This is a genomic window from Halomonas sp. E19, from assembly GCF_052439355.1.
Lineage (GTDB): Bacteria > Pseudomonadota > Gammaproteobacteria > Pseudomonadales > Halomonadaceae > Halomonas.
The window spans coordinates 2,974,183-2,999,432 of record NZ_JBNFWU010000001.1; the positions used below are offsets into that span (position 1 = coordinate 2,974,183).

General features: G+C 66.7%; 18 protein-coding genes and 7 pseudogenes. 11 read left to right on the forward strand and 14 right to left on the reverse strand.

Annotation, left to right across the window (positions count from 1 at the left end; all coding sequences use genetic code 11):
• The first annotated feature begins 317 nt into the window (after positions 1 to 317).
• The 7 genes and pseudogenes from ACUDAL_RS15490 (at position 318) to ACUDAL_RS15520 (ending at position 6,845) form a co-directional block, all read left to right on the forward strand.
• Positions 318 to 1,033, forward strand: a pseudogene (locus tag ACUDAL_RS15490) (peptidase U32 family protein).
• 8 nt (positions 1,034 to 1,041) lie between these two features.
• Positions 1,042 to 1,956: a U32 family peptidase gene (locus tag ACUDAL_RS15495; protein ID WP_444678749.1), complete on the forward strand. Its 915-nt coding sequence runs from the start codon at positions 1,042 to 1,044 to the stop codon at positions 1,954 to 1,956.
• Between the two features lie 198 nt (positions 1,957 to 2,154).
• Positions 2,155 to 3,884: pseudogene (locus ACUDAL_RS15500) on the forward strand (ribonucleoside triphosphate reductase).
• Positions 3,885 to 3,919: 35 nt separating this feature from the next.
• Positions 3,920 to 4,084: an anaerobic ribonucleoside-triphosphate reductase gene (gene nrdD, locus ACUDAL_RS15505; protein WP_444678750.1), complete on the forward strand. Its 165-nt coding sequence runs from the start codon at positions 3,920 to 3,922 to the stop codon at positions 4,082 to 4,084.
• Between the two features lie 55 nt (positions 4,085 to 4,139).
• Positions 4,140 to 4,889: an anaerobic ribonucleoside-triphosphate reductase activating protein gene (locus tag ACUDAL_RS15510; protein ID WP_444678751.1), complete on the forward strand. Its 750-nt coding sequence runs from the start codon at positions 4,140 to 4,142 to the stop codon at positions 4,887 to 4,889.
• A gap of 141 nt (positions 4,890 to 5,030) precedes the next feature.
• Complete coding sequence (locus tag ACUDAL_RS15515) at positions 5,031 to 6,077, forward strand: helix-turn-helix domain-containing protein (protein ID WP_444678752.1); 1,047 nt, start codon at positions 5,031 to 5,033, stop codon at positions 6,075 to 6,077.
• A gap of 253 nt (positions 6,078 to 6,330) precedes the next feature.
• Positions 6,331 to 6,845 (forward strand): annotated as a pseudogene (locus tag ACUDAL_RS15520) (DUF6448 family protein).
• A gap of 102 nt (positions 6,846 to 6,947) precedes the next feature.
• Here the strand turns inward: ACUDAL_RS15520 and ACUDAL_RS15525 are convergent.
• The 4 genes from ACUDAL_RS15525 to norR form a co-directional block, all read right to left on the reverse strand.
• A complete protein-coding gene (locus ACUDAL_RS15525; RefSeq protein ID WP_444678753.1) occupies positions 6,948 to 7,694 on the reverse strand; it encodes a ribonucleoside-diphosphate reductase in 747 nt (248 codons plus the stop codon).
• A gap of 75 nt (positions 7,695 to 7,769) precedes the next feature.
• The gene (locus ACUDAL_RS15530) at positions 7,770 to 9,881 is read right to left on the reverse strand and encodes an adenosylcobalamin-dependent ribonucleoside-diphosphate reductase (protein ID WP_444678754.1); all 2,112 of its coding nucleotides are present in this window, start codon (positions 9,879 to 9,881) and stop codon (positions 7,770 to 7,772) included.
• Positions 9,882 to 9,918: 37 nt separating this feature from the next.
• Positions 9,919 to 10,401, reverse strand: a complete 483-nt coding sequence (ubiT, locus tag ACUDAL_RS15535) for a ubiquinone anaerobic biosynthesis accessory factor UbiT (RefSeq protein WP_444678755.1) — start codon at positions 10,399 to 10,401, stop codon at positions 9,919 to 9,921.
• A gap of 215 nt (positions 10,402 to 10,616) precedes the next feature.
• Entirely contained in the window at positions 10,617 to 12,035 is a 1,419-nt protein-coding gene (norR, locus tag ACUDAL_RS15540) for a nitric oxide reductase transcriptional regulator NorR (RefSeq protein WP_444678756.1), read from the reverse strand.
• Positions 12,036 to 12,291: 256 nt separating this feature from the next.
• Here norR and ytfE point away from each other — a divergent pair, with 256 nt between their 5' ends.
• Positions 12,292 to 12,948, forward strand: a complete 657-nt coding sequence (gene ytfE, locus ACUDAL_RS15545) for an iron-sulfur cluster repair protein YtfE (RefSeq protein WP_444678757.1) — start codon at positions 12,292 to 12,294, stop codon at positions 12,946 to 12,948.
• Between the two features lie 58 nt (positions 12,949 to 13,006).
• Here the strand turns inward: ytfE and hemN are convergent, their stop codons facing one another.
• Positions 13,007 to 14,392, reverse strand: coding sequence for an oxygen-independent coproporphyrinogen III oxidase (gene hemN / locus ACUDAL_RS15550; protein ID WP_444679407.1), 1,386 nt, complete (start codon positions 14,390 to 14,392; stop codon positions 13,007 to 13,009).
• A 100-nt stretch (positions 14,393 to 14,492) separates the two neighbouring features.
• Positions 14,493 to 15,691 (reverse strand): annotated as a pseudogene (locus ACUDAL_RS15555) (NnrS family protein).
• Between the two features lie 53 nt (positions 15,692 to 15,744).
• On the opposite strand from ACUDAL_RS15555, the pseudogene ACUDAL_RS15560 reads away from it, so the two are divergent.
• The 3 genes and pseudogenes from ACUDAL_RS15560 to ACUDAL_RS15570 all read left to right on the forward strand — a co-directional run bounded on the left by ACUDAL_RS15560 (position 15,745) and on the right by ACUDAL_RS15570 (position 17,028).
• Positions 15,745 to 16,067, forward strand: a pseudogene (locus tag ACUDAL_RS15560) (YbaN family protein).
• Between the two features lie 144 nt (positions 16,068 to 16,211).
• A complete protein-coding gene (locus ACUDAL_RS15565) occupies positions 16,212 to 16,658 on the forward strand; it encodes an Rrf2 family transcriptional regulator (RefSeq protein WP_444678758.1) in 447 nt (148 codons plus the stop codon).
• 118 nt (positions 16,659 to 16,776) lie between these two features.
• Positions 16,777 to 17,028 (forward strand): c-type cytochrome, encoded by a 252-nt coding sequence (locus ACUDAL_RS15570; protein ID WP_444678759.1) that lies wholly within the window; start codon positions 16,777 to 16,779, stop codon positions 17,026 to 17,028.
• Positions 17,029 to 17,164: 136 nt separating this feature from the next.
• On the opposite strand, the gene ACUDAL_RS15575 is transcribed toward ACUDAL_RS15570, so the two are convergent.
• The 8 genes and pseudogenes from ACUDAL_RS15575 to nosR all read right to left on the reverse strand — a co-directional run bounded on the left by ACUDAL_RS15575 (position 17,165) and on the right by nosR (position 25,041).
• Positions 17,165 to 17,692: a nitrous oxide reductase accessory protein NosL gene (locus ACUDAL_RS15575; protein ID WP_444678760.1), complete on the reverse strand. Its 528-nt coding sequence runs from the start codon at positions 17,690 to 17,692 to the stop codon at positions 17,165 to 17,167.
• Positions 17,686 to 17,943, reverse strand: coding sequence for a hypothetical protein (locus tag ACUDAL_RS15580; protein ID WP_444678761.1), 258 nt, complete (start codon positions 17,941 to 17,943; stop codon positions 17,686 to 17,688). Before ACUDAL_RS15580 ends, ACUDAL_RS15575 begins: the two co-directional genes overlap by 7 nt.
• The gene (locus ACUDAL_RS15585; RefSeq protein WP_444678762.1) at positions 17,940 to 18,551 is read right to left on the reverse strand and encodes an ABC transporter permease; all 612 of its coding nucleotides are present in this window, start codon (positions 18,549 to 18,551) and stop codon (positions 17,940 to 17,942) included. Before ACUDAL_RS15585 ends, ACUDAL_RS15580 begins: the two co-directional genes overlap by 4 nt.
• Before the next feature lie 192 nt (positions 18,552 to 18,743).
• Entirely contained in the window at positions 18,744 to 19,067 is a 324-nt protein-coding gene (locus ACUDAL_RS15590) for an AAA family ATPase (protein ID WP_444679408.1), read from the reverse strand.
• A pseudogene (locus tag ACUDAL_RS15595) lies at positions 19,053 to 19,498 on the reverse strand (ATP-binding cassette domain-containing protein); the annotation flags it as partial. The gene ACUDAL_RS15590 and the pseudogene ACUDAL_RS15595, both read right to left, overlap by 15 nt.
• 13 nt (positions 19,499 to 19,511) lie before the next feature.
• Positions 19,512 to 20,762 carry a nitrous oxide reductase family maturation protein NosD gene (locus ACUDAL_RS15600; protein WP_444679409.1) on the reverse strand — a complete coding sequence of 417 codons (1,251 nt, stop codon included), beginning with the start codon at positions 20,760 to 20,762 and terminating at the stop codon, positions 19,512 to 19,514.
• Between the two features lie 65 nt (positions 20,763 to 20,827).
• Positions 20,828 to 22,681 (reverse strand): annotated as a pseudogene (nosZ, locus tag ACUDAL_RS15605) (TAT-dependent nitrous-oxide reductase); the annotation flags it as partial.
• A gap of 158 nt (positions 22,682 to 22,839) precedes the next feature.
• Positions 22,840 to 25,041, reverse strand: a complete 2,202-nt coding sequence (gene nosR / locus ACUDAL_RS15610; RefSeq protein ID WP_444678763.1) for a transcriptional regulator NosR — start codon at positions 25,039 to 25,041, stop codon at positions 22,840 to 22,842.
• Between the last annotated feature and the right edge of the window lie 209 nt (positions 25,042 to 25,250).

Consider the following 25,250-nt stretch of genomic DNA (forward strand, 5'->3'; position numbering starts at 1 on the left):
AGCATGGTCGGGTTTATCCAGACTGCGAGGAGAGCGACATGGAGCTCGTCTGCCCGGCCGGCAACCTGCCGGCCCTGAAGCGGGCGGTGGATGAAGGCGCCGATGCCGTCTATTTCGGCTTCCAGAATGCCACCAACGCCCGTCAGTTTTCCGGGCTGAACTTCACCGACAAGCGCGCCCGCGAAGGGATCGACTACGCCCATGCTCGCGGCAAGCGGGTGTTTTGCGCCATCAATACCTACCCGCAGCCCGACGGCTGGCACCAGTGGACCCGCGCCGTGGACCAGGCCGCCGAGCTCGGCGTCGATGCCCTGATCATGGCCGACATGGGCCTGCTCGACTATGCCGCCCGGCGCTATCCGGAGCTCCCCGCCACCTCTCGGTGCAGGGCTCCGCCACCAGCCACGAGGCGCTGCGCTTCTACCACGACCAGTTCGGCATCAAGCGCGCCGTGCTGCCGCGGGTGCTCTCCATCACCCAGGTGCGCGACCTCGCCAAGCAGAGCCCGGTGGAGCTCGAGGTGTTCGCCTTCGGCAGCCTGTGCATCATGGCCGAGGGCCGCTGCTACCTGTCGTCCTATCTCACCGGCGAATCGCCCAACACCCGCGGCGTCTGCTCGCCGGCGGCCCACGTGCGCTGGGAGGAAACCCCGCAAGGCCTGGAGTCGCGCCTCAACGGCGTGCTGATCGACCGCTACGGCGAGGGCGAGCGGGCCGGCTACCCCACCCTGTGCAAGGGGCGCTTCGAAGTGGGCGGCGAGACCTACCACGCCATCGAGGAGCCCACCAGCCTCAACACCCTGGAGCTGCTGCCGGAGCTGCGCGAGCTGGGCATCAGCGCGGTGAAGATCGAGGGCCGCCAGCGCAGCCCGGCCTACGTGTCGAAGGTCGCCGGCATCTGGCGCCAGGCGCTGGACCGCCTGGCGCGCACGCCGGAGCGCTTCCACCCCGACCCCGCCTGGATGGCCGGCCTCGGCGAGGTCTCCGAGGGCGCCACCACCACTCTGGGCGCCTACGAACGCCGCTGGAAATAGGAGGTTTCATGTCATCCGATTCCCTGCAGCTCGCCCTGGGCCCGGTGCTGTTCTACTGGACCCGCGAGCGCTACGCCGACTTCTACCGCGAGGCCGCCGACTGGCCGGTAGAGATCGTCACCCTGGGCGAGTCCGTCTGCTCGCGGCGCCGCGACATGAAGCTCGACGACTGGCTCGGCATCGGCCGCGAGCTTAGCCAGAGCGGCAAGCAGGTGGTGCTGGCGAGCCAGACCCTGATCGAGTCCGAGGCCGACCTGCGCGACCTGCGCAAGCTGTGCGACAACGGCGAGTTCATCGTCGAGGCCAACGACCAGAGCGCCCTGCAGCGCCTCGCCGCCGCCGGCCTGCCGTTTGTCGCCGGGGCGGCGCTGAACCTCTACAACCCCGCCGCCATCGGCGTGATGGCCCGGGCCGGCATGCAGCGCTGGCAGGCGCCGGTGGAGATGTCGCGCAGCGACCTCACCCGGCTGCTCGCCGATTGCGCCACCGAGGGGCTGGACCAGCCCTGCGAGGTGTTCGCCTACGGCCACCTGCCGCTGGCCTGGTCGTCGCGCTGCTTTACCGCCCGGCGCCACCAGAAGCCCAAGGACCGCTGCATGTTCGTGTGCCAGAAGTACCCGGAAGGGCTGGCGCTGCGCTCCCAGGAGTCAAAGGAGGTGTTCACCCTCAACGGCATCCAGACGCTTTCCGGCGCCTGCCAGGACCTGCGCCACGAGGTCAGCGACATGGTCGCCATGGGCGTAGGCGTGGCGCGCCTGAGCCCCCGTGCCGAGGGCATGGCCGAGGTGGTCGCCGCCTTCGACGCCGCCCGCCGCGGCGAGCTGCCCGCCGCCGACCCGCTGGCCCTGGTCGAGGCCGAGGTGTGCGACGGCTACTGGCACGGCCGCCCGGGCATGGACAATACACGCCTGCCCGCCGGCTGACGCTATTTTTACCCCCTCGCCCAACTCCGTTGCAAGCCGCCTTGCAAACCCCGCCACCCGGCGGGGTTTGTCGTTGGTCGAGCGCCATCTGGCCTTTTCCTGATCCAGGTCATTCCCTCTGGACCTGACACCCTCTAGCCTTCACCACCATATGTTGTGTTTGGAAAATAAAACGGCAGCACATATAGGGAGATTACGGTGAACGCCCCCACAAGCCAGGCCGGCCCGCGCCGCATCGACGTCGCCTCGACCGTCAACGAGTACCTCGAACGCGCCGACTGGCGCGTGCACGCCAACGCCAACCAGGGCTACTCCTGGGCGGGCTGATCCTCAACGTCTCGGGCAAGCTAATCGCCAACTACTGGCTCGACGAGGTCTACCCGGCCGAGGTCGGCGCCGCCCACCGCGAGGGCGACCTGCACATCCACGATCTCGACATGCTGTGCGGCTACTGCGCCGGCTGGTCGCTGCGCCAGCTGCTGATCGAGGGCTTCAACGGCGTGCCCGGGCGCGCCGAGAGCGGCCCGCCGCGCCACCTCTCCAGCGCGCTGGGGCAGATGGTCAACTTCCTCGGCACGCTGCAGAACGAGTGGGCCGGCGCCCAGGCCTTCAGCTCCTTCGATACCTATCTCGCCCCCTACGTGCGCAAGGACGGCCTCGACTTTGCCGCGGTGAAGCAGGCGATCCAGGAGTTCATCTACAACCTCAACGTGCCGTCGCGCTGGGGCAGCCAGACGCCCTTCACCAACCTCACCTTCGACTGGGTGTGCCCGGTGGACCTGCGCGACCAGGTGCCGATCGTCGGCGGCGAGGAGCAGCCCTTCACCTACGGCGAGCTGCAGGCGGAGATGGACCTGCTCAACCGCGCCTACCTGGAGGTGATGGAGGCCGGCGACCGCCAGGGCCGGGTGTTCACCTTCCCCATCCCCACCTACAACATCACCCCCGATTTCGACTGGGAAAGCGACAACGCCGAGCGGCTGTTCGCACTGACCGCCAAGTACGGCCTGCCCTACTTCCAGAACTTCCTCAACTCCGACCTGGAGCCGCACATGGTGCGCTCCATGTGCTGCCGCCTGCAGCTCGACCTCTCCGAGCTGCTCAAGCGCGGCAACGGCCTGTTCGGCAGCGCCGAGCAGACCGGCTCGCTGGGCGTGGTGACGCTCAACTGCGCACGGCTCGGCTACCGCTTCGCCGGCGATCGGGCGGGTCTGTTTCACGAACTTGACCGCCTGCTGGCGCTGGGCCGCGACAGCCTGGAGCTCAAGCGCGAGCGCATCCAGCAGTGGATGGACGAAGGGCTCTACCCCTTCACCCAGAGGTATCTCGGCACCCTGCGCAACCACTTCTCCACCCTGGGCGTGAACGGACTCAACGAGATGGTGCGCAACTTCTGCGACGACCGCTACGACATCACCGTCCCCGAAGGACGCCAGCTCGCCCTGGAGGTGCTCGACCACGTGCGCGCCAGGATGCAAGAGTTCCAGGCCGAGACCGGCCACCTCTACAACCTGGAAGCGACCCCGGCGGAGGGCACCACCTATCGCTTCGCCCGCGCCGACGCCGAACGCTACCCGGGCATTCTGCAGGCGGGCACGCCGGAGGCGCCCTATTACACCAACTCGAGCCAGCTGCCGGTGGGGCATACCGACGACCCCTTCGAGGCGCTGATCCACCAGGACCCGCTGCAGACCCGCTACACCGGCGGCACCGTGCTGCACCTCTACATGCGCGAGCGGCTCTCCAGCGCCACCGCCTGCCGCAAGCTGGTGCACACCGCGCTGTCGCGCTTCCGCCTGCCCTACATCACCGTGACGCCGACCTTCTCGATCTGCCCGGTGCACGGCTACCTGGCCGGCGAACACGAGTTCTGCCCCAAGTGCGACGAGGCACTGCTGGCAAGACGCGCCGCAGCCATGCCGGCCTGAAGTGCTCCACTCACCCACCCTGAAGGAATCATGCGATGACGAACCGCGACACCCTGCCCACCGAACACCGCCAGCGCTGCGAGGTCTGGACCCGCGTGATGGGCTACCATCGCCCGGTCAGCCAGTTCAACGTCGGCAAGCGCGCCGAACACCGCGAGCGCCGCCACTTCAGCGAGCGCGCCGCCGCCCTGACCTCCTGACAAGCTTTCGACCGACCTGAGCTGCCGGGCCCTGCGCCCGGCACTGGAGCGCATGATGATCGCCACCGACCTCGACCCGCCCGCCCTCGCGCCGCTCGACGGCATTCGCCTGCCGGTGGCCGGGCTGACCCAGCTGACCACGCTGGACTATCCCGACCACCTGGCCTGCGTGGTGTTTCTGCAGGGCTGTCCGCTGCGCTGCGGCTACTGCCACAACGGCCACATGATGGCGCCGCGCCGGGGCGACGAGAGCGAGTGGCAGGCGGTGCGGGAGTTCCTGGAGAGCCGCCGCGGGCTACTCGAGGCGGTGGTATTCAGCGGCGGCGAGCCGACGCTGCACAACGCCCTGCCGGCGGCGGTGCGCGAGGTGAAGGCGATGGGCTTCAAGGTCGGCTTGCACACCGCCGGCCCCTACCCGGCGCGGCTGACCCGACTGCTGCCACGGCTCGATTGGGTGGGGCTCGACGTGAAGGGGCGCGGCAGCGACTTCGACCGTATCTGCGGGCGACCCGGCATCTGGCAACGCAACAGCCAGAGCCTGATGGCGCTGCTCGACAGCGGCGTGCCCTTCGAATGCCGTACCACCGTGCACTGGCGCGACTTCAACCTGGCCGAGGTAGAGCGGCTGGCACTGACCCTGGCCGACTGCGGCGTACGTCACTATGCGGTGCAGGTTGCGCGTACCCGCCAGTGCCTCGACCCGGCCTACTGCCAGCCGGTGGAGAACGCCCCGCCACGGGCGATGCTCGCCGGGCTGGTCAAGCGCCTGGCACCGCACTTCGCGCGCATCGAACTGCGCGAGTGACAGAACCGGAGTGTCACGATGTATCTGAACCTGGCGGATATCCTGCTGCTGACCAGCATCCTGCAATCGCTCGCGCTGGCAGTCTTCCTGCTGATACCGGCCAACTTCCGTCTGATCAGCAACCGCCTGCTGCTCGCCACGGTGCTGGCCTTCGCGGCAGGACTCGCCGAGGTCTTTCTCTATAGCACCGGGTTAGCCCAGCGCTTCCTCAAGCTAGCCTACCTGGGCACCCTGGTTGGCCTGCTGCAGGCTGGCCTGCTCTATCTCTACGCCCAATCGCTGATGTTCCAGGAGTTCAAGCTGCGCAGACAGCATCTGGCCCATACGCTGCTTTTCTGGGTCGTTGGGGCCATCTTTGTCGTTGAGTATTATTTGCAACCCGACGAGCTGAAGCGCCAGATCCTGCTGGAAAGGGATCACCCCGGCGTGCTGACCTCGCCACTCATGGCTGCCGCCATTCACCTGGTCTTTCTCGGCTATCTGGTCGCGACCATCGGTGCGATCAAGACGTTCGGCGTGAATGTGCGGCAAATCTTCTCCAATATCGACTACAAGCAGCTGAATTGGCTACGCGCCCTGCTGCTGGGCTATGCCGTGGTATGGAGCGTGAGCCTCGTCTACTGCCTGACGGCCCATGTATGGAAAAGCGATGCCAGCGTTCAATGGGTGTCGGCAGCCGGGAGTGTGACGGGCTTTTTGTTCATCAATTACCTGTTGATCCATGCGCTCCGTCAGCCCATCGTGTTTTCCGGGCTCAGCGCGGAGGAATCCCGCCTGCTTGCCAGTCGCGAGGAAGCGTCTATGGAGGCTCCGGCCGATGCCGAGCTGCTGGCACGGTTGGAGTGCCATATGCAGCAGGCCAAGCCCCACCTCGACGCCAACCTGACCGTCAGCCAGCTCGCCCGCCAGCTAGGCATACCGGCGCGGGAGCTTTCACGGGCAATCAATCAGGGACGCGGCAAGAATTTCTTCGAGTTCATCAGCGCCTACCGTATCGCTGAAGCGCGCAGGCGGCTCCTTGCCGATACCGATCAGACCATCCTGCAGGTGATGTACGACTCAGGCTTCAATTCGAAATCCGTGTTCAATACGGCCTTCAAGCGTACGACGGGCATGACGCCGAGCGAGTTTCGTGCCCGGCCGCCGCAGGCAGTGGCTGAGGCTGTCGAGCCTTCGAAGGCTTCGTGAGGTTAGACTCTGGGCTTTCGCTCAAACGAACCATTAACTCATTGTTAAAAAATCATTTTTTGAAACGTTCGAGTGCCGAAGAACGAACGAGGCAGGCCCCGGCAAGCCTGTAGCATGTCACCACAGCCAACGTACAAGACCGGCTGCCCACATGACCACAGGAGCTTGCCTCATGATTATCCGCCGCCTTCCCTTGCGCAAGGAGCTTGCCATTACCACCACGGCGCTGGCTCTGTCGTTTTCCGGTACTGCCATGGCCCATTGCGATGCCCTCGACGGGCCCGTCATCAACGAAGCACGAACTGCATTGAACTCTGGGGATATCACCCCGGTGCTCAAGTGGGTTCCCGCCGAGGATGAGGCAGAACTCGAGGCCATGTTCGCCAAGACCCTAGACGTGCGTGCGCTCGGTGATAACGCTCAGGAACTGGCCGATCAGCAGTTCTTTGCCACGCTGGTCGAAATCCACCGCGCCTATGAAGGGGCGCCTTTACCGGCATCAAGCCGGCCGGAGAGATCGACCCGGCGGTTCAGCTGGCTGACAAGGCCCTGGAAGAAGGCGAAATCGATGCGTTCCTGGCGCGCATCGTGGAAAAATTCGAACGGAATGCCAGCGCCGCCTTCGAGGCCACGCTGGCCGCCAAACAACAAGCGGGCGACGATCCCGAGCGGGGCCGGGAGTTCGTCGAACACTATGTCCATTACGTGCACTACCTGGAGGACGTGCATAACGTCATTGCCGGTAACAGCAGTGGCCACGCGCACTGACCAACAGCCTTTCGATTGCCCGGCAGCCCGCCTGAAAACCAAGAGGCCGCTATGCTTCGCATAGCGGCCTCTCCCTAGCAGGCGCCCGTCGACGTCAGCGACTCAGCCGCACTTCGACCAGCCGCAGCCGGCGTAGCAGGTCGGGCAGCCATCCATCATGATCAGCTCGCCGCGACACTCCGGGCAGTGGCCCACCACGGTAGGGCCGTCACCCTTTTCTACACCCTGGACAGGCGGTGCCGTACGGGATTCTTCCTCGGGGCTAGGCGGCTGCCAGGGGTGGCCGTGGGTGAGGCGGTGGGCGTAGCGGCGCACCAGCTCCTCCACCGGCACCTGGTTGCCGTCCTGGTCGAGGAAGCCGCGACGGTAGAGGATCTGCTGGATCGACCAGGCGATGGCGGCCACTTCGGAGTCGTGGAACATCGGCTTGCCCCAGCGGTTCATGCCGCAGCGTACCAGGCCCTTGTCCCAGGCCACCTTGCGCAGGTCGGCCACCGCCTGGGTGACGTACCCGCCGCGGGCGGCCAGCGACAGGCTGCGCATGGTGGCAGTGATCCACTGGTGCTCGCTGGAGAGCTGGCCGGAGGGGAAGAAGAACTCCACCGGGCGCTCGATCACTACCCGCTTGCCGTCGAGCACGCCTTCCACCGGCATGAAGGAGACCAGCAGATAGACCTTCTTGCGGCCTTCGGCGCCGACGTAGGAGATCTTCTCGGAGACGGCCTCCAGCGTTCCTTCCGGGCGCGAGGGAATGCGTACCGTGAGCGGATTCTCGTCGGCCAGCGGCGCCTCTTGCACCGCCTTCTTGACGCTGTAGGAAACGATCTTGGACTTAATTTCGACGGCCATCACGGGGCTCCTGCGGAAAGTTGTGCGTTGACGCTTGGGTAACGGCCGCTCACGACCGTCACGAGCGAACCCTCTCTACCACTTGCCATAGGTGCCTTCCTTCAGCGCGTCGTACAGGTTCGCTGCGTTGTGCTCCTCGCCGTCGTAAACCACCTTCTCGTCGCCGGAAAGCTCGATGGTCTCGCCGTTCTCCAGCTCGAACACGTAGGTGGTGTTCTTGAGGTCGTCCTCGCGCACCAGCACACCCTGGAACGCTTCCGGGTTGAAGCGGAAGGTGGTGCAGCCCTTGAGCTTGCTCTGGTAGGCGTCCAGGTAGAGATCCTTGAACTGCTCGAAGGGGAACTCGGTGGGCACGTTGACCGTCTTGGAGATCGCCGAGTCGACCCACGCCTGGGCCGCCGCCTGCACCGCCACGTGCTGCGGCGGGGTCACCGCGTCGGCGGTAATGAAATAGTCGGGCAGGTCGCTCTCCACTGCGTCGCTGGCGATGAAGTGGCGGTAGGCCGCCAGTTCGAAGGAGACCACCTCCACCTGCTCCTTGGTCTTCTTGCCCGACTGGATGACGTTGCGGAAGTAGCGGTGCGAGAACGACGGCTCGATGCCGTTGGAGGCGTTGTTGCCCAGCGACAGCGAAATGGTGCCGGTCGGCGCGATGGAGCTGTGGTGGGTGAAGCGCGCACCGTGCTCGGCCAGCGCTGCAACCAGCTCCGGCTCCACCTCGGCGACCTTCTGCATGTAGCGGCTGTAGCGCGCGTGCAGGATGCGCCCCGGCACCTTGTCGCCGATCTCGTAGCCGTCCTGCGCCAGCTCCGGACGCTCGCGCATCATCTTCGGCGTGATCTCGAAGTCCTCGGCGAGTATCGGCGCCATGCCCTTCTCGCGGGAGAGTTCCAGCGCCTGCTTCCAGCCCTCGATGGCCAGGTTGCGGCTCACCTCTTCGGTGAAGGCCAGCGATTCGGCCGAGCCGTAGGGGATCTTGAGCATGGTCAGGGTCGAGCCGAGGCCGAGGAAGCCCATGCCGTGACGGCGCTTGGCCTCGATCTCGCGGCGCTGGCCGGGCAGCGGCAGGCCGCTGATCTCGACCACGTTATCGAGCATGCGGGTGAAGATCGCCACCACCTGGCGGTAGCGCTCCCAGTCGAAGCGTGGCTTCTTGCCGAAGGGGTCGATGACGAAGCGGGTCAGGTTGACCGAGCCCAGCAGGCAGGCGCCTTCCGGCGGCAGCGGCTGCTCGCCGCAGGGGTTGGTGGCGCGGATCTCCTCGCAGAACCAGTTGTTGTTCATGCGGTTGACCTGGTCGATCAGGATGAAGCCCGGCTCGGCGAAGTCGTAGGTGGAGCGCATGATGGTGTCCCACAGCTCGCGGGCCTTGATCACCTCGACGATGCGGCAGGCCACGCGGCCTTCGGCGTCCACCGTGTAGCCCTCCTCGACCACCGGCCAGTCGCGGTAGATCAGGTCCTCGGGCTTGACGTCATCCTTCTCGCCGGCGTGCAGCGGGAAGGCCAGCGGCCAGTCGGCGTCGTTCTTCACCGCCTCCATGAACTCGTCGGTGATCAGCAGCGAGAGATTGAACTGGCGCAGCCGACCGGCTTCGCGCTTGGCCTCGATGAAGGCGCGCACGTCGGGGTGGCCGACGTCGAAGGTGCCCATCTGGGCGCCGCGGCGACCGCCCGCCGAGGCCACCGTGAAGCACATCTTGTCGTAGATATCCATGAACGCCAGCGGGCCGTTGGTGCCGGCACCGGCGCCGAACACGAAGGCGCCCTTGTGGCGCAGGGTGGAGAATTCGTAGCCGATGCCGCAGCCCGCCTTGAGGGTCATGCCGGCATCCACCACCGAGGAGAGGATATCGTGCATGGAGTCGCGGATGGTGCGCGAGACGGTGCAGTTGATCAGGCTGACGGCGGGCTTGTAGTCCTCGGCGCCGGCGTTGGACATGATCCGCCCGGCCGGAATAGCGCCGTTCTCCAGCGCCCAGCGGAACTTGGGCAGCCACTCGGCGGCCTTGTCGCCTTCCACCGTCGCCAGGGCCCGCGCCACGCGCTCCCAGGTCGCCGCCACGTCCTTGTCGACGGGCCGCCCGTGACGGTCCTTAAGGCGATACTTGGCATCCCAGATATCGCGGGAAGGCGTTTGCATCGGCACCTCTAGGGACGTCTTGACGGCCTTGGTGGAAGTACTCATTTCAGGGATCTCCAGAAGGGTCAAAAAGTTTCAGTAGTCAGCGATCCTGACGCGCCATGCGCTCGAAGCGCACCAGCCATTCACCCAGCCATCCCTGAGCCAGCCCCTCTTCGCGGCTGTCCAACAGGTTCTTGACCGTCAGGCCGAGCTCGGTATCGCCCTCGATCACCAACCGGCGCTGGAAGAACAGGGCGTCGGGGTCCTCGCGCCGGGTCGCCAGGCATAGGAACTCGCGCCAGCCGCCACGAATAGTCGCTTCGCCCGCCTCGCGGGTCAGCGCAAAGCGCTGGTCCACCAGCGTCAGCGTCAGCACGACCCCCAGGTCTTCGACATGGAGGCTGATGCGGCGGTCTTCGAGGGCGTCGAACTCCCCTTCGAGCAGGGGCTCGGCAAAGGTGCGGTTGAGCAGCGGCTCGATCACCTGGCGCTTCAGCGTGAGCGGCACGCGGGGGTCGATGGCGCGGATCAGGCGAGTCGGGGCAGGCGGGCGCGGCAAGCGAGACAGGGACAACGGAAACATCGCAACTCTCCGAGGGGTCGAACCGATGGAATCGATGGCGGCCTGTGCGGCCGGCGGACCGATCATCCTAAGCTCGACGCGGCCTGTCTGCACTGATATGCGTCAAGCTCCTGCTAACGCCCCTGCCGGGGTCTGCGTACCATATATAGTTCAACCAGGACGATCAAGCGACCATATCTGGATTTTTTTACGTCCAAGGGGTTGCAATTCGATAACTATTTGATCCCCAAGCGACGTGCCAGTTTGTGCAGGTTACTGGGGTCGACGGCAAGTCGTCGGGCGGCGTTCGCCCAGTGGCCATCGCAAGCCGCCAGGGCCTCGCGGATGGCCTGGCGCTGGGCCGTATCGACCTGCTGGCGCAGGCTGGCCTGGGCGGTGGTATGCGGGTCAAGGCGACCTGCTTCCGCCTGGACTCGGGGATACATCAGCTGGGGCAGATCGAGCCACGCCGGCTGCAGGGTCACGATGTCGTCGCGCTGCGAACCATGGCCCAGGGCCTTGATCGCCGCACGGCTGATGACGTGCTCGAGTTCACGCACGTTGCCGGGCCAGGAATAGGCCAGCAGCGCCGCTTCGGCGGCAGGCGCAAGGCGCAGGCTGCGCACGCCAAGCCGCGCGCGGTTGATCTCGAGGAAGTGCCCGGCCAGCACCAGCACATCGCTGTCGCGCTCGCGCAGCGGCGGGATCGCCACCGGGTAGACCGACAGCCGGTGGTAGAGGTCGGCGCGGAAATGGCCGTCGCGCACGCCGTCGGCCAGGTGGCGGTTGGTGGCCGCCACGATGCGTACGTCGACCCGCCGCGGAGTGTCCTCGCCCAGCCGCTGTACCTCGCCGTTCTGCAGCGCACGCAAGAGCTTGGCCTGGATCGCCAACGGCAGCTCGCCCACCTCGTCGAGGAACAGGGTGCCACCGTCGGCGGCCTCGAAGCGCCCGGCCCGATCCGCCGTGGCGCCGGAGAAGGCGCCCTTCACGTGGCCGAACAGTTCGCTCTCGGCCAGGGTGTCCGGCAGCGCCGCGCAGTTGACCTGCACCAGCGGCTGGTCGCGACGCGGCGAGCGCTGGTGCAGGCGCCGCGCAAACAGCTCCTTGCCCACCCCGGTCTCGCCCAACAACAGCACCGGCAGATCGGCCTCGGCCACCACGTCGAGCTCGCGCAGCAGGCGCTGCAGCACGGCGCTATGGCCGAGGATCTCGCCGCTCTCGCCGCGCACCACCTGGGCAACGCTGTCATGGCGAGCCATGCGCAGCGCACGGATATCCTGCTCCAGCCGGGTCACCCGCACCGCCGCTTCCACCAGCAGCGCATAGCGCTCCAGTGCCCGTCGCGCCGCCTCGTCGAAGGTGCCCGCCACCAGCGCATCCAGGGTCAGCACGCCCCAGGGTTCGCCCTCCACATGCAGGCTGATGCCCATGCAGTCGTGCACGTGCAGCGGCTCCCCCGGATGCTGCTCGATCAAGCCGTCGTAGGGGTCGGGCAGCGCCGAATCGGGGGGAACAGGGTCGAGCGACGGCTGGTGAGGATCGCGGCCAGGCGCGGATGACGGGCCACCTCGAAGCGCCGTCCCAGCGCCTCGCGCACCAGCCCTTCGACGGCCACCGGCGCCAGCACGTCCTCCTGCAGCCGCAGCAGGCACACCGCACCGCAGGAAAAGCCCTCACGCAGGGTGCGCACCAGGCGCTGCAGACGTACCGCACTGGGCAGGTCCGCCGTGAGATCGGCGATCAGAGAGTCATCCAACATGGTGAAAATTACCTTGCAAGGTTTATTCGACCCTAGCTGCACTGGGTGAAAAAACCATAAAAATACGACTCATTGATTTATTTGCAAAAAATTCTTGGCATGGGCCTTGCTACAAGAAGGATGACTTAGACCGCTACCCAGGAGTTCTCATGACCCTTCTCGAGCAAACCGTCGGCCGCATCGCCCTTTCCCTGCCTGGCGCCACCCGCGTGTTCCACGCCTACAACATCGATTTCTGCTGCGGGGGTCGCATCAGCCTGCGCGAGGCCGCCGAGCGCGCCGGCCTGCTGGCCGACAAGCTGGTCTCCGAGCTCGAGGCGCTGCCGGCCGGCAGCGTCTCCGAGCGCGACTGGCGTGAAGCCAGCAACGACGAGCTGATCGACTATATCCTGACGCGCTACCACGACGTGCACCGACAGCAGCTGCCCGAACTGATCCGCATGGCGCGCCGGGTCGAGCTGGTCCACGGCGATCGCGAGAGCTGCCCCAACGGGCTGGCCGACCTGCTCACCGGGATCTACCAGGAGATGGAGAGCCACATGCAGAAGGAGGAGCAGATCCTGTTCCCCATGCTGCGGGCCGGCATGGGCGCCCAGGCCCAGGGGCCGATCGCGGTGATGCGCCACGAGCACGACGACCATGGCGAAAACCTGGAACATGTGATGGCGCTGACCAACGACATCACCCCGCCCAAGGGCGCCTGCACCACCTGGCGTGCCCTGTACACCGGGCTGCGCGAGTTCCGCGAAGACCTGATGGAGCACATCCATCTGGAGAACAACCTGCTGTTCGAACGCGCCATGTAACGCGCTTCCGATGCTAAAACGGCGCCCCGCGGGCGCCGTTTTACCTTCCGAGAAACCGTTACACCGTGCGCGAGAAGCGTCCCTCGTTGGGCTTCAGATAGGCATCGAAGGCCATCGCCATGTTGCGCATCATCAGGCGCCCGGCGGGCAGCACTTCAATGGCCTCGTCGCCAATGGCCAGCAAGCCGTCGGCCTGCATCTCCCCGAGCTGTGCCAGCGCATCGGCAAAGTAGTCGCGAAAGGCGATGTCATGGCGCGCCTCGATGGCGGCGAAGTCAATCCGCCCGTGGCACATCAGGGCGTTGATCACGTCGCGGCGCAGGCGGTCGTCGTCGTTGAGCCGGTAGCCGCGCATCACCGGCAGCCGCCCCGCCTCGAGCCGTGCCTGGTACTGGGCAGTCTCCTTGACGTTCTGGCTGTAGCTGTCGCCGACCTTGCCGATGGAGGTGATGCCCAAGCCGATCATGTCGCAGTCGGCGTGGGTGGAGTAACCCTGGAAGTTGCGCTGCAGGGTGCCGTTCTCCTTGGCCAGGGAGAGCTCGTCGTCGGGCAGGGCGAAGTGGTCCATGCCGATGTAGACGTAGCCGGCCGCGGTGAGGCGGCGAATGGTCAGCTCCAGCAGCTCCAGCTTGCGCTCCGGCGGCGGCATGTCCTCGGGGCGGATCAGGCGCTGGGCCTTGAACAGCTCGGGCAGGTGGGCGTAACTGTAGCTGGCGATGCGGTCGGGGCGCAGGGCGATGATCTTATCGAGGGTGGCATCGAAGCTCGCCACCGTCTGCAGCGGCAGGCCGTAGATCAGGTCGACGCTGACCGACTGGAAGCCGGCCTCGCGGGCGGCGGCCACCAGCTCGACCACCTGCTCCTCGCTCTGCACGCGGTTGACCGCCTTCTGCACGTCCGCGTCGAAATCCTGCACGCCGAAGCTCAGGCGGTTGAAGCCGAGTGCGTGCAGCTCGTGGATCTGCTCGGGGGTGACCGTGCGCGGATCGACCTCGAGAGAGAATTCGCGCCGCTCGGCCGGGGCGAAGTGGAAGGCCTCGTCGAGCGCGGCCATCAGCTCGCCGAGCTGGGCGTTGCTCAGGTAGGTGGGCGTGCCGCCGCCCAGGTGCAGCTGGGTCATGCGCCGCGTCTCGTCGAACAGCGCGCCCTGCGCGCCGATCTCCTGCTTCAGCCAGTCCAGATACTCCGCCGCCCGCTCGGTGTTGTGGGTGATGATCTTGTTGCAGGCGCAGTAGTAGCAGAGGCTCTTGCAGAACGGGATGTGCACGTAGACCGACAGCGGCTTGGGCGCGGCCACACGATTGCTGCGCTCGGCGGCGGCGCGGTAATCATCCTCGGCGAACGCGGCATGGAACTGCGGTGCGGTCGGATAGGAGGTGTAGCGCGGCCCCGGGCGGTCGTATTTTTCCACCAGGGGGCGGTTGAACAGCAGATCGTCTTGCATGATCGGGAACAGCCTCTTGATAGGGGGCATGGCGCACGCCATCGCCGCATGCTGCCCAGTATGACATTGCCGCCAGCCGCCGTCTCGACAGCGCGCGGCTCTATTGCCCGGGGTCAAGTTTGCCCGGCTCGCGCCGCGGCAGGCGGCGTATCCAGACACACAGCCGCCAGCACACCAGGCACCAGGCCAGCGACCAGCACAGCGCCGAGCTCCACAGCACCACCTGCCAGTAGTCGCCCATGTCGAGCGCCCACAGCCGCAGCAGCGCGGCCGTGGCGAACAGCCCGGCCAGCGGCAGCAGCAGCGGCTCGCTTTCCGGCCGCTGCTTGGCGCGCAGGATGACGTGGCGCACCATGATCGTGCTGGAAAGCGTGCCAAGGGCCGCGATAGTGAAGATATGCAGCGTGGCGCTGGCATGTGCCGGCAGCCACCAGTAGCGGGCCAGCAGCAGCAGTCCGATGCCCAGCCAGGCGTAGCCCAGCATCAGCACCTGCAGGTCGGGGCGCCCGGCGCAGCGCAGCGGCTCCCAGCGAGTTATGCGCAGCAGCACCAGCACACCGGCCGCCGCCACCATCAGAGCCGCCAGGGCCGAAAGGCAGGCCATAGCATCACGAAGGGCGCCAGCCCGAGCAGCACGATAAGCGCAGCTTCGAGACGTGGCTGCACGCCGGCACCGGCCCGGCGGTAGCGGTGCAGGAAGTGACCGTTCACGGCGGGCGCCACGATGCGCCCGCCCATGAACACCATCAGCAGCACCAGCCACAGCACGCTCTGGTGCATCAGCGGGGTGGTGGTCGGCATGCCGTCGAGATAGCGCCAGGTCAGAGTGACCACCGCCAGCAGGCAGATCAGCCCCAGCAGCGGCGCCAGCACCCGATTGCGCCATTTCTTGGCGGCAATGAAGCGAGGCACCAGCAGCGCCGCCACCCCCAGGGCGAACGCGGCATCCGCCAGGCTGGCCAGGGCGCTGCCCGGCAGCTCGAACACTCCCAGCCGGCCCACCAGCCACAGCCCCACGAGCCAGACGAGCCGGCGCTGCGGCTGCGGCCCGAGCAGATAGCCGGCGATCACCGCCAGGGCGAAGCCGAACAGCATTTCCCGCGCATGCGCCGCCGGCGAGCCCAGGTGGCCGACCAGCCGCCCACCGTGATAGAGCGCCAGCAGCGACAGCGGAACCATCACCGCCGCGTGCAGCGTTGCCAGGGGGAACAGCCAGCGCCAGGCCGGCAGCCGCCGAGAGGGCGAGTCCGCGGCCGCAGGGCCGGGGCGGCGCGAAGCCTTTGCATCGAGATTAAACATGCATATAAAATACTACTTAGTATGCTGACTGCCAATCCGCGGGGTATGCCGGGATGCCACGACTGTCACCGCTATCGCTCGCCCGCCTGGCCTGGTGCTCGCTGGCCTACACCTGCATCGGCCTGGGCACCGCCGGGCTGGTCGTGCCGCTGCTGCCCACTACGCCGTTCCTGCTGGTGGCGGCCTGGGCGGCCCCAAGGGCTCGCCCCGCCTGGCGCGGTGGCTGGAGCGACACCCGCGCATCGGCCCGACCCTGCACGCCTGGCAGCGTCAACGCGCCATACCGCGCCCGGCCAAACGCCTGGCGCTGGGGCTGCTGGCGCTGAGCTGGGCGGTGCTGTGGGCCGGAGGCGCCCCGGGTGGGTGCTGGGCATGACGGCCGCCCTGTTCACCTGCGTGGCCACCTTCATCCTGACCCGCCCCGACGCCACCCCAGCCAGCCCACGACAGGTGTTAGAATAGACTGATTTTTCGACGAATCTTGCCTGGTGCTGCCAGGCCGCCACTGCCCGAGGCTCGCATGCATCTGACCCGCTACACCGACTATGCGCTGCGCGTTCTGATCTATCTCGCCGTCAAGGGCGAAGAGCGCGCCACGATCCACGAGATCGCAGAGAGCTTCGGCGTCTCCCGCAACCATTTGATGAAGGTGGTGCAAGACCTCAGCCATCGCGGCTACATCACCACCATCCGCGGCAAGAATGGCGGCATCCTGCTCAATCGCGAGCCCGAGAGCATCACCATGGGTGGCCTGGTGCGCGACACCGAACACGAGCTGGGGCTGGTTGAATGCTTCCGCGACCACAACGAATGCATCATCACCCCCGCGTGCCGGCTCAAGCCGATTCTCAACGAAGCCATGGCGGCCTTCCTGGCGGTACTGGACCGCTACACCCTGGCCGATATGCTGGGCCCGCGGCAGTCTCAGCTGGCCCGCTTGCTGCAAATCCCGTCCGAGGTGACCTAGCACACTGTTCGCTCGGGGTCCGTTCTGCCAAACTCGATTTTGGCTTACCATCGAGGTCAGTCTTGCGCGTAACAACGACAGCGACTGGCTTCACCGTGACGCACTACAGGAGAGAACCATGAAGAAACTGTCTATGGCTGTGCTGGCTGGCGCCGCTGCACTGGCCTTCACGGCAACCGCCCAGGCCGAGCCCGACGGCGAAGCGATCTACAACCGGGCCTGCATGGCCTGCCACATGACTGGTGCCGCCGGCGCCCCGATCATGGGCGATGCCGCTGCCTGGGCCCCGCGCCTCGAGCAGGACATGGAGACCCTCTACGATCACTCCATCAACGGCTTCCAGGCCATGCCCCCAAGGGTGGCCACATGAACCTGACCGACGAGGAAGTGAAGGCCGCCGTGGACTACATGCTCGAACCGGTGCTCTAAGCAAGCAACATTGCCTTGTCAGACGAAGCGCCCCGGCAGCCTGGCTGCCGGGGCGCTTTGTGGAGAGCTGGGCCTCGCTACAGGGTACGGCGGATATGGGCCCGCGCCAGGTCGTTGATCACCGCCACGTCGATCTCGTCATAAGCGAGCAACTGGCCCTGGTGCTCGGCCATGAAGGCCCTGGCCTCGGCCTCGCTGCCGAAGGTGGCCAGCGTCGGCCCCATGGCGCCCATGACCGGATGGTCGGTGACGTAGAAGGCCAGCTCGGCCTCCATGAAGGCATCGTCGGACGGCGAATCCCAGTCGGTGATGCCCATGTCGTGCACGTAGGCCTTGAGCCGCTGGGGCGCGGAGTCCGGCTGCAGCAGCCAGACGAACAGGTCCGAGGTGGAGCAGAACTTCAGCACCTGGCCGCTGCGCGTGCACACCTGCGCCTTGGGCCCGGGGTACTCGCGGATGAACATGCCGCACACGGCGCACTCGTCGCCGGGCTCGATGGGCTGCGGCGTGCAGACGAGCGCCTGCGGCGCCTCTTGCCCGCAGCCGGCCAGGCCGGCGAGGGTTACGCCTCCCATCACGATGATGAATTTTCTGCGGGTCAGCATAGAATGCCTCCTCTGAGCCGAGCGGTGGGTTCAGACCTCACGATGGCGGAAGCGCCACAGCGCCAGCCCCAACGGCGCCGCCACCCAGGCCAGCAGCGCTGCCAGCAGCAGGGCCGGGGGAAGGCGGCATCGGCACCGATGGAGGCCAACCCCGACTGGGTGCGGGCCGCTTCGAAGAAGGTCAGGTTGACGATGCGGAAGATATCGGTGGGGTTGAGCAACAGCAGGTAGTGAAACAGGCTCTCGCTCACCTGCCCCCGGTGCCCACCAGCAGCGCCAGCAGCCCCAGGTCGTAGACAATCACGAACAGGAACCACACGATCAGCGCCACCCCTGCCGCCCGCGACTTCTCGGTCACGCTGACGCTGACCAGATAGGCCAGGCCAATGAACGCCCAGCCCAGCAGCATCGCCGAAACGATGAACAGACCCAGGGCGGCGAGCGTCTCGCCAAGGTTCTCGCTGTGCCCCAGCAGGGTGATGACCAGCCCGGCCAGGCCGAAGCCCACCAGGGTGGCGGCCCCCAGGGTCGCCGCGTGGCCGACGAACTTGCCCGCCAGCAGCTCGACCCGGCTCATCGGATAGGTCAGCAGCAGCAGCAGCGTGCCGGCTTCGTCCTCGCCGACGATGCTGTCGTAGGCCAGCATCAGCGCGATCAGCGGAATCAGGAACACCGCCAGGCTCGACAGGCTGACAATGGTGGTGGAGACGCGGGTGAAGCCGACCTGGCCCGAGGCCGCCGCGCCGAAGTAGGCCAGGCCCACCGCCAACACGCCGAACACCAGGGTGATGGCCAGCACCCAACGGTTGCGCAGGCCGTCGCGGAACTCCTTGCCGGCCACGATCAGGACGTTGTTCATGCGGCGTCTCCTGCAGGCGCATGGCGCCATCAAAGTGAACGTAAAGCGACTCCAGGGTCGGCGGCTCCAGCTCCAGTTCGTCGAGCGCGCCCTGGGCGGCCAGCAGATGCAGCACGCCCGCCTTGGCGCGGGCCGGCAGCGATATCTCGAGGCGCCCATCCGCCAGCGGGGTGGCGTCGCTGCCCAGCCCGCTCAGGCGTTCGACCAGCACCGCGGTATCCCCCGCGAGCGCAGCCGCATGACCAGCGGCAGCGCGGCCGACTCGCGCAGCTCGTCGATGCTGCCGGCGGCCAGCATCCGGCCCCGCCCGAAGATCACCGCCCGGTCGATGTGACGCTCCACGCCGGGCAGCACGTGCGAACACAGGATGACGCTGACGCCGCGCCGGCTCAGCTCGTCGACCATGCCGTAGAAGTCCTTGGTGGCCATGGGATCGAGGCCGGTGGTGGGCTCGTCGAGCAGCAGCAGGCGCGGCTCACCGAGCAGCGCCTGGGCCAGGCCGAGGCGCTGGCGCATGCCCTTGGAGTAGGTCTTGACCCGGCGATCCATGGCATGGGCCAGCCCCACCCGCTCGAGCAGCTCGCCGACCTGCCCACTCGCCACCCGCTTGAGCCGGGCGAAATAGTCGAGCACCTCGCGGCCGCTGAGCTGCTCGTAGAACTGCACGTTCTCGGGCAGGTAGCCCAGGCGGCGGCGCAGCTCGTTGGCCACCACCCCGCCGGGGTCGTGGCCGAATACCGCAAGCGACCCCGGGTCGGGCGTATCAGCCCCAGGATCAGCTTCATGGTGGTCGACTTGCCGGCGCCGTTGTGCCCCATCAGGCCCAGCACCTCGCCCTCCTGCAGGGTCAGACTGATATCGTCCAGGGCGGTCAGCGGGCCGTAGCACTTGCCGACCGAGCGCATCTCGATCACGGGCTGAGTCATTGCACTATCTCCGCCATCCATTCCGGTAGGGACATCAAGGGGTGACTGTCGCGCACCCCGGGGGACGCAGGATCGGGAACTCCCGCTGCACCCAGCGCAGCACCAGCACGGCGGGGCTGTTGAGCAGGATCTTGGCCATCGGGTAGGTCCAGATCAGCCGGTCCATCGAATCGTTGGGCTCGTAGGGGGTGTCGCCGATGCCGTCATTGCCGAGATCCCAGCCCAGGTAGTCGCTCCAGTAGTTGCCGCGCCCCGCGTGGGACCACTCCTGCTGGCGTATGGCCACGTACTTCACCTGGGTCTGGTTGCCGACGAAGGCGTTGCCGTGGAAGCGGTTGTCCTCGGAGCCAGCGGTCATGTGGATGCCGATCTCGGTGCGGGCGAAGAGGTTGTCGCGGATGTCGTTGAACAGCGAGTTGTAGATGAACAGCGCCTTGCCTTCGGCCCCGGAGATGGCGTGGCCGTCGGGCACGCCCGGCTGCTCGCCGCGCTGGGTGTCCAGGGCGACGTTCTCGGCCAGCTCCGAATCGACGATGAAATTGAGCAAAAAGCCATAGTTCTGGTCCTCCACGGAGCGGTTGCCCACCACCGTGAGATAGCGCGACTGCATCAGCGCATAGCCCAACCGGTTGTCGCGGGTCAGGTTGCCGCGCACTTCGTTGTGCTGGGAGAACATGTAGTGGATGCCATAGCGCTGGCCATGCAGGTAGTTGTCGATCAGCCGATTGTGGTTGCTGATGTCGATGTAGATGCCGTCGCGGGTCTCCCACACTTCGTTGCCGATGATCTCGGAGCCCGTGACGTCATAGAGATGCAGGCCGTTGCCACGGTCCTGGGAACGCAGCGAGGTGTCGCCGCTGATGCGGTTGCCGGCCACCCGCAGGTCGGCCACGCTGTCCATCCAGATGCCGAAGCCGCGGGCCTCGATGCGGTTGTTCTCGATCACGCTGCCGGTCGCCTTGCGGTCGACGAAGAGCGCCGCATCCATGGCGGTCATGTCGGCACCGTCGTTGCGCAGGTGCAGGTCGCGCACCTCGATGCGCGGGGCCGCCAGGGTCAGCACCCGGCCATGGCCTTGGCCGTCGAGTACGGCGTCCGGCTCGCCCACCAGCACGATGGAGCGCCTGACCACGAAATTGCCGGCGTGCTCGCCGCTGACTCGTACCAGATCCCCGTCGGCAGCGGCATCGAGCACCGCCTGCAGCGGCTGCTCGCCAGGCACCACGCGCCATTCGGCGGCCCAGGCCAGCCCCGGCAGGCTCAGCAGCGCCGCCAGGAGCGTCACTGTCAAACGCATACGCATGTCCTCAGAGCGAAGGGAGCCGGCGCAGCGCACCGGCTCCAATGGCATCAGGCGGGTTCGACCAGCATGCGCCCGGCCATCTCCATGTGCAGCGCATGGCAGAACCAGGTACAGAAGAACCAGTAGACGCCTGCTCGATCGGCGGTGAAGGTCACCGACGAGGTCTGCTGCGGGTTGACCTCCATCGACACGCCGTAGTTGATGATGGCGAAGCCGTGGGACAGATCCTCGATCCGGTCGAGGTTGGTCACGATCACGGTCACCTCGTCGCCCTGCTTGACGCGGAACTCGTTCAGGCCGTACTGCGGGGCCACCGCCGTCAGGTAGACGCGCACCTTGTTGCCGTTGCGCACCACCTTGCTGTCGGTCTCGAGGTTGACGCCGTCTTCCTCGGCCCACTGTCGCGCCTGGGCCCAGAACGGGTCGTCGCGGTTGAAGATCGCCGTGGGCCGTACCTGGTCGGGGCGGCACATGATGCAGTCGTGGGGCTCGGCGAAGGCCGGGCCGTCGTGCACCAGCTTCATCTCGTCACCAGAGATGTCGATCAGCTGATCGTTCTCGGGGTGCAGCGGGCCCACCGGCAGGAAGCGGTCCTTGGAGAACTTGCTCAGCACCACCAGCCACTGCCCGTCCGCCTCGGCGGTTTCAGCCAGGGTGGCGTTGAGGTGGCCCGGCTGGTAGTGCACGTCGAGCTTCTGGCGGATGTAGCTCACCTCTTCGCCGGCGTAGTGGCGAATGGCGTCCTCGATGTTCCACTTCACCACCTGGCTGTCGATGAACAGCGTGGTATAGGCGTTGCCGCGCCCGTCATAGGTGGTGTGCAGCGGCCCCAGGCCCAGCTCCGGCTCGGCGACCACGGTGTCGCGCAGCTCGATCTTGTTGTCGAACAGGTCGGGCAGCCTGTGGGTGTCGATCACGGTGCAGGTCGGCGACAGCTTGCCGTTGGCGATCAGGTACTTGCCGTCCGGCGTCGCGTTGATACCGTGGGGGTTCTTGGGTACCGGGATATAGCGGGTGAACGGGTTGTTGTCACCGCGACCGTCAACCACCGGGACTTCGCAGCCCTCGATGTTGAGGAAGTCACCGTTGGCCACCGCGCGCTCGATGGCATGGATGTCGAACACCACCACCCAGTCGCGCTCGAAGCGCATCTTGTCCTGCAGGGTCACGCCGCGCTCGGCGTTGTAGCAGGTCGCCGCGGCAAAGCGGCCCGAGTAGTCGGCGTTGCAGTTGTCGAGGTTGCCGTCGACCCACACCTGCCACTTGATCTCCATGCTCTCGCCGTCGATGCCGGTGAACACCGACCAGTACTGGTCGGGATCGTCCAGGTGGCGGCCGTCGTTGGGCATCGGCACGATCATCTCGCCGTTGGCGAAGACGTAGCCGGTCTTGGGCGCCTTCTGCACGCGCAGGCCGTGGATGGAGTGCGCGTTGGGCACGGTGACGATCTTGTCGCAGCGCATGATATCCAGGCGGATACGCGCGACGCGGGTGTTCAGCTTGTCGTTGGCATACAGGTAGCGGCCGTCGTACTTGCCGTCGGTGCAGCTCATGTGCACGTGGTGCAGGTCGCCGTTCTGGAAGCGGGCGCTGTCGCCCAGCACCGCCAGGCTCTCGTTGGTCTGCCCCCAGCCGGTGGCCGAACAGCGGTTGAACACCGGGATGCGCGCCAGTTCGCGCATCGAGGGCACGCCCAGCACGCGCACCTCGCCGCTCTGGCCGCTGCTCCAGAAGCCGTAGTAGCTGTCCAGCTCGCCCGGATTGACGTGAATGTTGGCCGCATCGCCGGCCGCCGCCTGCGCCGCCGGGCTACGCGTCAAGGCACCGACGCCGGCCACCCCGGCGGCCCCGGCCATGCCCGCCGCACCCAGCATGGCGCTGCCGGCGAGGAAGCGGCGCCGCCCTCGTCCACCGGCGCCAGCAACGGGGTATTGGCCAGGTCCTGATCATCCCTCTGATTCCCGCTCATGACACTTCCTCCGTTCCGTTCGTTTCGTTCGTTTTTTCTGATAGGGCTCAGCGCCGCAGCTGCCTTGGCGCTCCTGCTGCTCCGGCGAGGTCATGCCGCGGGGCACGGCCTCGCCCTTGCTCGTGGGCCGGCGCCGGAAGGCGCGGCCCGCTCATGCCTCGCTGCCAACCTCCATGGCGGGAATACGCCGGGTGTCCTCCCCTTGCGGCTCAGCTGCGTCGCCTTCTCGAAGCGCTTGCGCCGCTTGACCATCGGCGGACAGCGCTGGTCGTCGTGGTAGGTCAGCTGGCAGTCCAGGCAGTAGTGGCATTCGTTGACATTGATGCGGCCGTCCGGATGGATGGCGGCCACGTGACATTCGTTGGCGCAGATCTGGCAGGGCGTACCGCAGCTGCCGCGGTGACGCTTGAGCCAGTCGAACAGGCGCAGGCGGGCGGGAATGGCGAGTCCGGCGCCCAGCGGGCAGACGTAGCGGCAGTAGAACTTCTGATTGAAGGCGCTGATGGCCAGCAGCAGCACGGCATAGAGCACGAAGCCCCACTCGCGCTGGAACTTGAGCAGCACGGCGGTCTTGAACGGCTCGACCTCGGCGAAGACCTCGGCCTGCCCCACCGACTGCAGGGACAGCGCGAACAGGCCCAGCAGGATGAGGTACTTCAGTGCCCACAGCCGCTCGTGCACGGCGAAGGGCAGCTCGAACTGGGGTACGCGCAGCTTGCGCGCCGCGGTGTTGATCAGCTCCTGCATGGCACCGAAGGGGCACAGCCAGCCGCAGTAGACGCCGCGGCCCCACAGCAGCAGGGTCACCGCGACGAACGACCAGAGGAGGAACATCATCGGGTCCATCAGGAAGGTGGACCAGCGGAAGTCGGTGAACAGGGCGTTGGTGAAGGTCAGGATATTGACCACCGAGAGCTGGGCCAGCGCGTACCAGCCGATGAACACCACGGTGTAGAGCAGGAAGCCGGTACGCAGCACGTGGGTGAGCCGCGGGCGCCGCACCAGCCAGTCCTGGAACAGCAGGATGAGGGTCAGCACGGCCAGGCCCAGGCCCAGCACCACGATATGCATGACCCGGTCTTCCCACACCGAGACCCACAGTGGGCGCGAGGCGGCCTCGTCCTCGAGCATGCCGAGGCTCGGTTCGGGCAGCGCGAGGAACCGTTCGGGTACCTGCACTTCCACCGAGAACCCGGCAAACTCGGTGTCCAGCGCGCCCACCTGTCGCCGCACCAGCAGCTCCAGCTCCCAAGCGAGGCCGGGGTTGAAGCCGGCCTCCTCGCGCAGGATGAAAATGTCGCGCTCAGGCAGCCGCGGGGCGCCGTCGATCTGCAGGTTCCACAGCCTGAGGTAGTCAGTGTCGCGGAACTGGTCGGAGCGCCCGCCGTGGTGGATCAGGATGCGGTCGAAGATGCCGCCGCGCACGAAGCCCGAGCCTTTGAACGAGTAGCGCCCGTCGGCCATGATCGCCAGCGCGTGCTCGCCCTCCGCCAGCGTCTCCATCAGCTGGGCGTACTGCGCCTCGCCGAGCAGGTTGCGGCCGATGGTAGGCACATTGAGATAGGCGACGTAGAGGTCGATGAAGGTCTCGTCCTCGCGCCCGGCCGGGGCGGCGTCGATGCCCTCGGCGGCGGTGCCGACGAAGGCGGCATCGACCTGGCCGCGACTCAGGCGCAGGTGGCCGATCGCCCCATCCTCGCGCAGCGCTTCCCAGCCGGTCTCCTCATAATGATCTTGGCGCACCCGGGCGAGCCCGCTACCACCGCCGCCTTCGAGGATGCCAAGCTCACGCGCCACCTGCCGCGCCGAGCGCATGATGCCTTCCCCCATCACCACCACGGTGACGGTGGCGCCGGACACCGCATCGACCAGCTCATAGCCTTCGCGCCGCTGGCTCGACAGCCCGACCCGCACCTTCTGGCGCACCGACTTGCCGACGTACTGCTCGACGAAGTCATCCAGCACCGTCTCGGGGATGCCCACCAGCATGATCGGCTCCGAGTGATCGAGCACCTCGACCCCGGTGATCCGGCCCTGCAGATCCATCCCGACGCGCATGTTGACCGGATGCCCCGAGTAGGCCGGGATCGGCGCGATGTCGTTGGTCTCGAAGGCGTAGCCGACGAGCTCGCCATCACGCAGCAGCGCCGTCACCGGCGGCGCGACATGGGTCTCGCCCAGGGCGTCGGCCTCGGGAAAGAGCGTCGCCAGCCAGTCGTCGGCCTGTGCCGCCACCGGCAGCAGCCCAAGTCCCATTGCAAGAAGCAGCAGCCAGGTTCGTAGGAACCGCATGGATAAGTCTCCGCATCATGTGTCTTCGCACTGGGCCACTTCGCACAGCGCGGCAGGAATCGGCGCGACCCCGCCGGCCGCCGGTAAAAAACAGGCACGGGCCAGCAGCGGCGCGAAGGCGCCACGGGTCACTTTTCTTCAAGGGAAAACAAGCTTGTTACATTCCTGTTCGGCCCAAGCTTAGAGCCGAAAAAATGCGGAGTCTGACC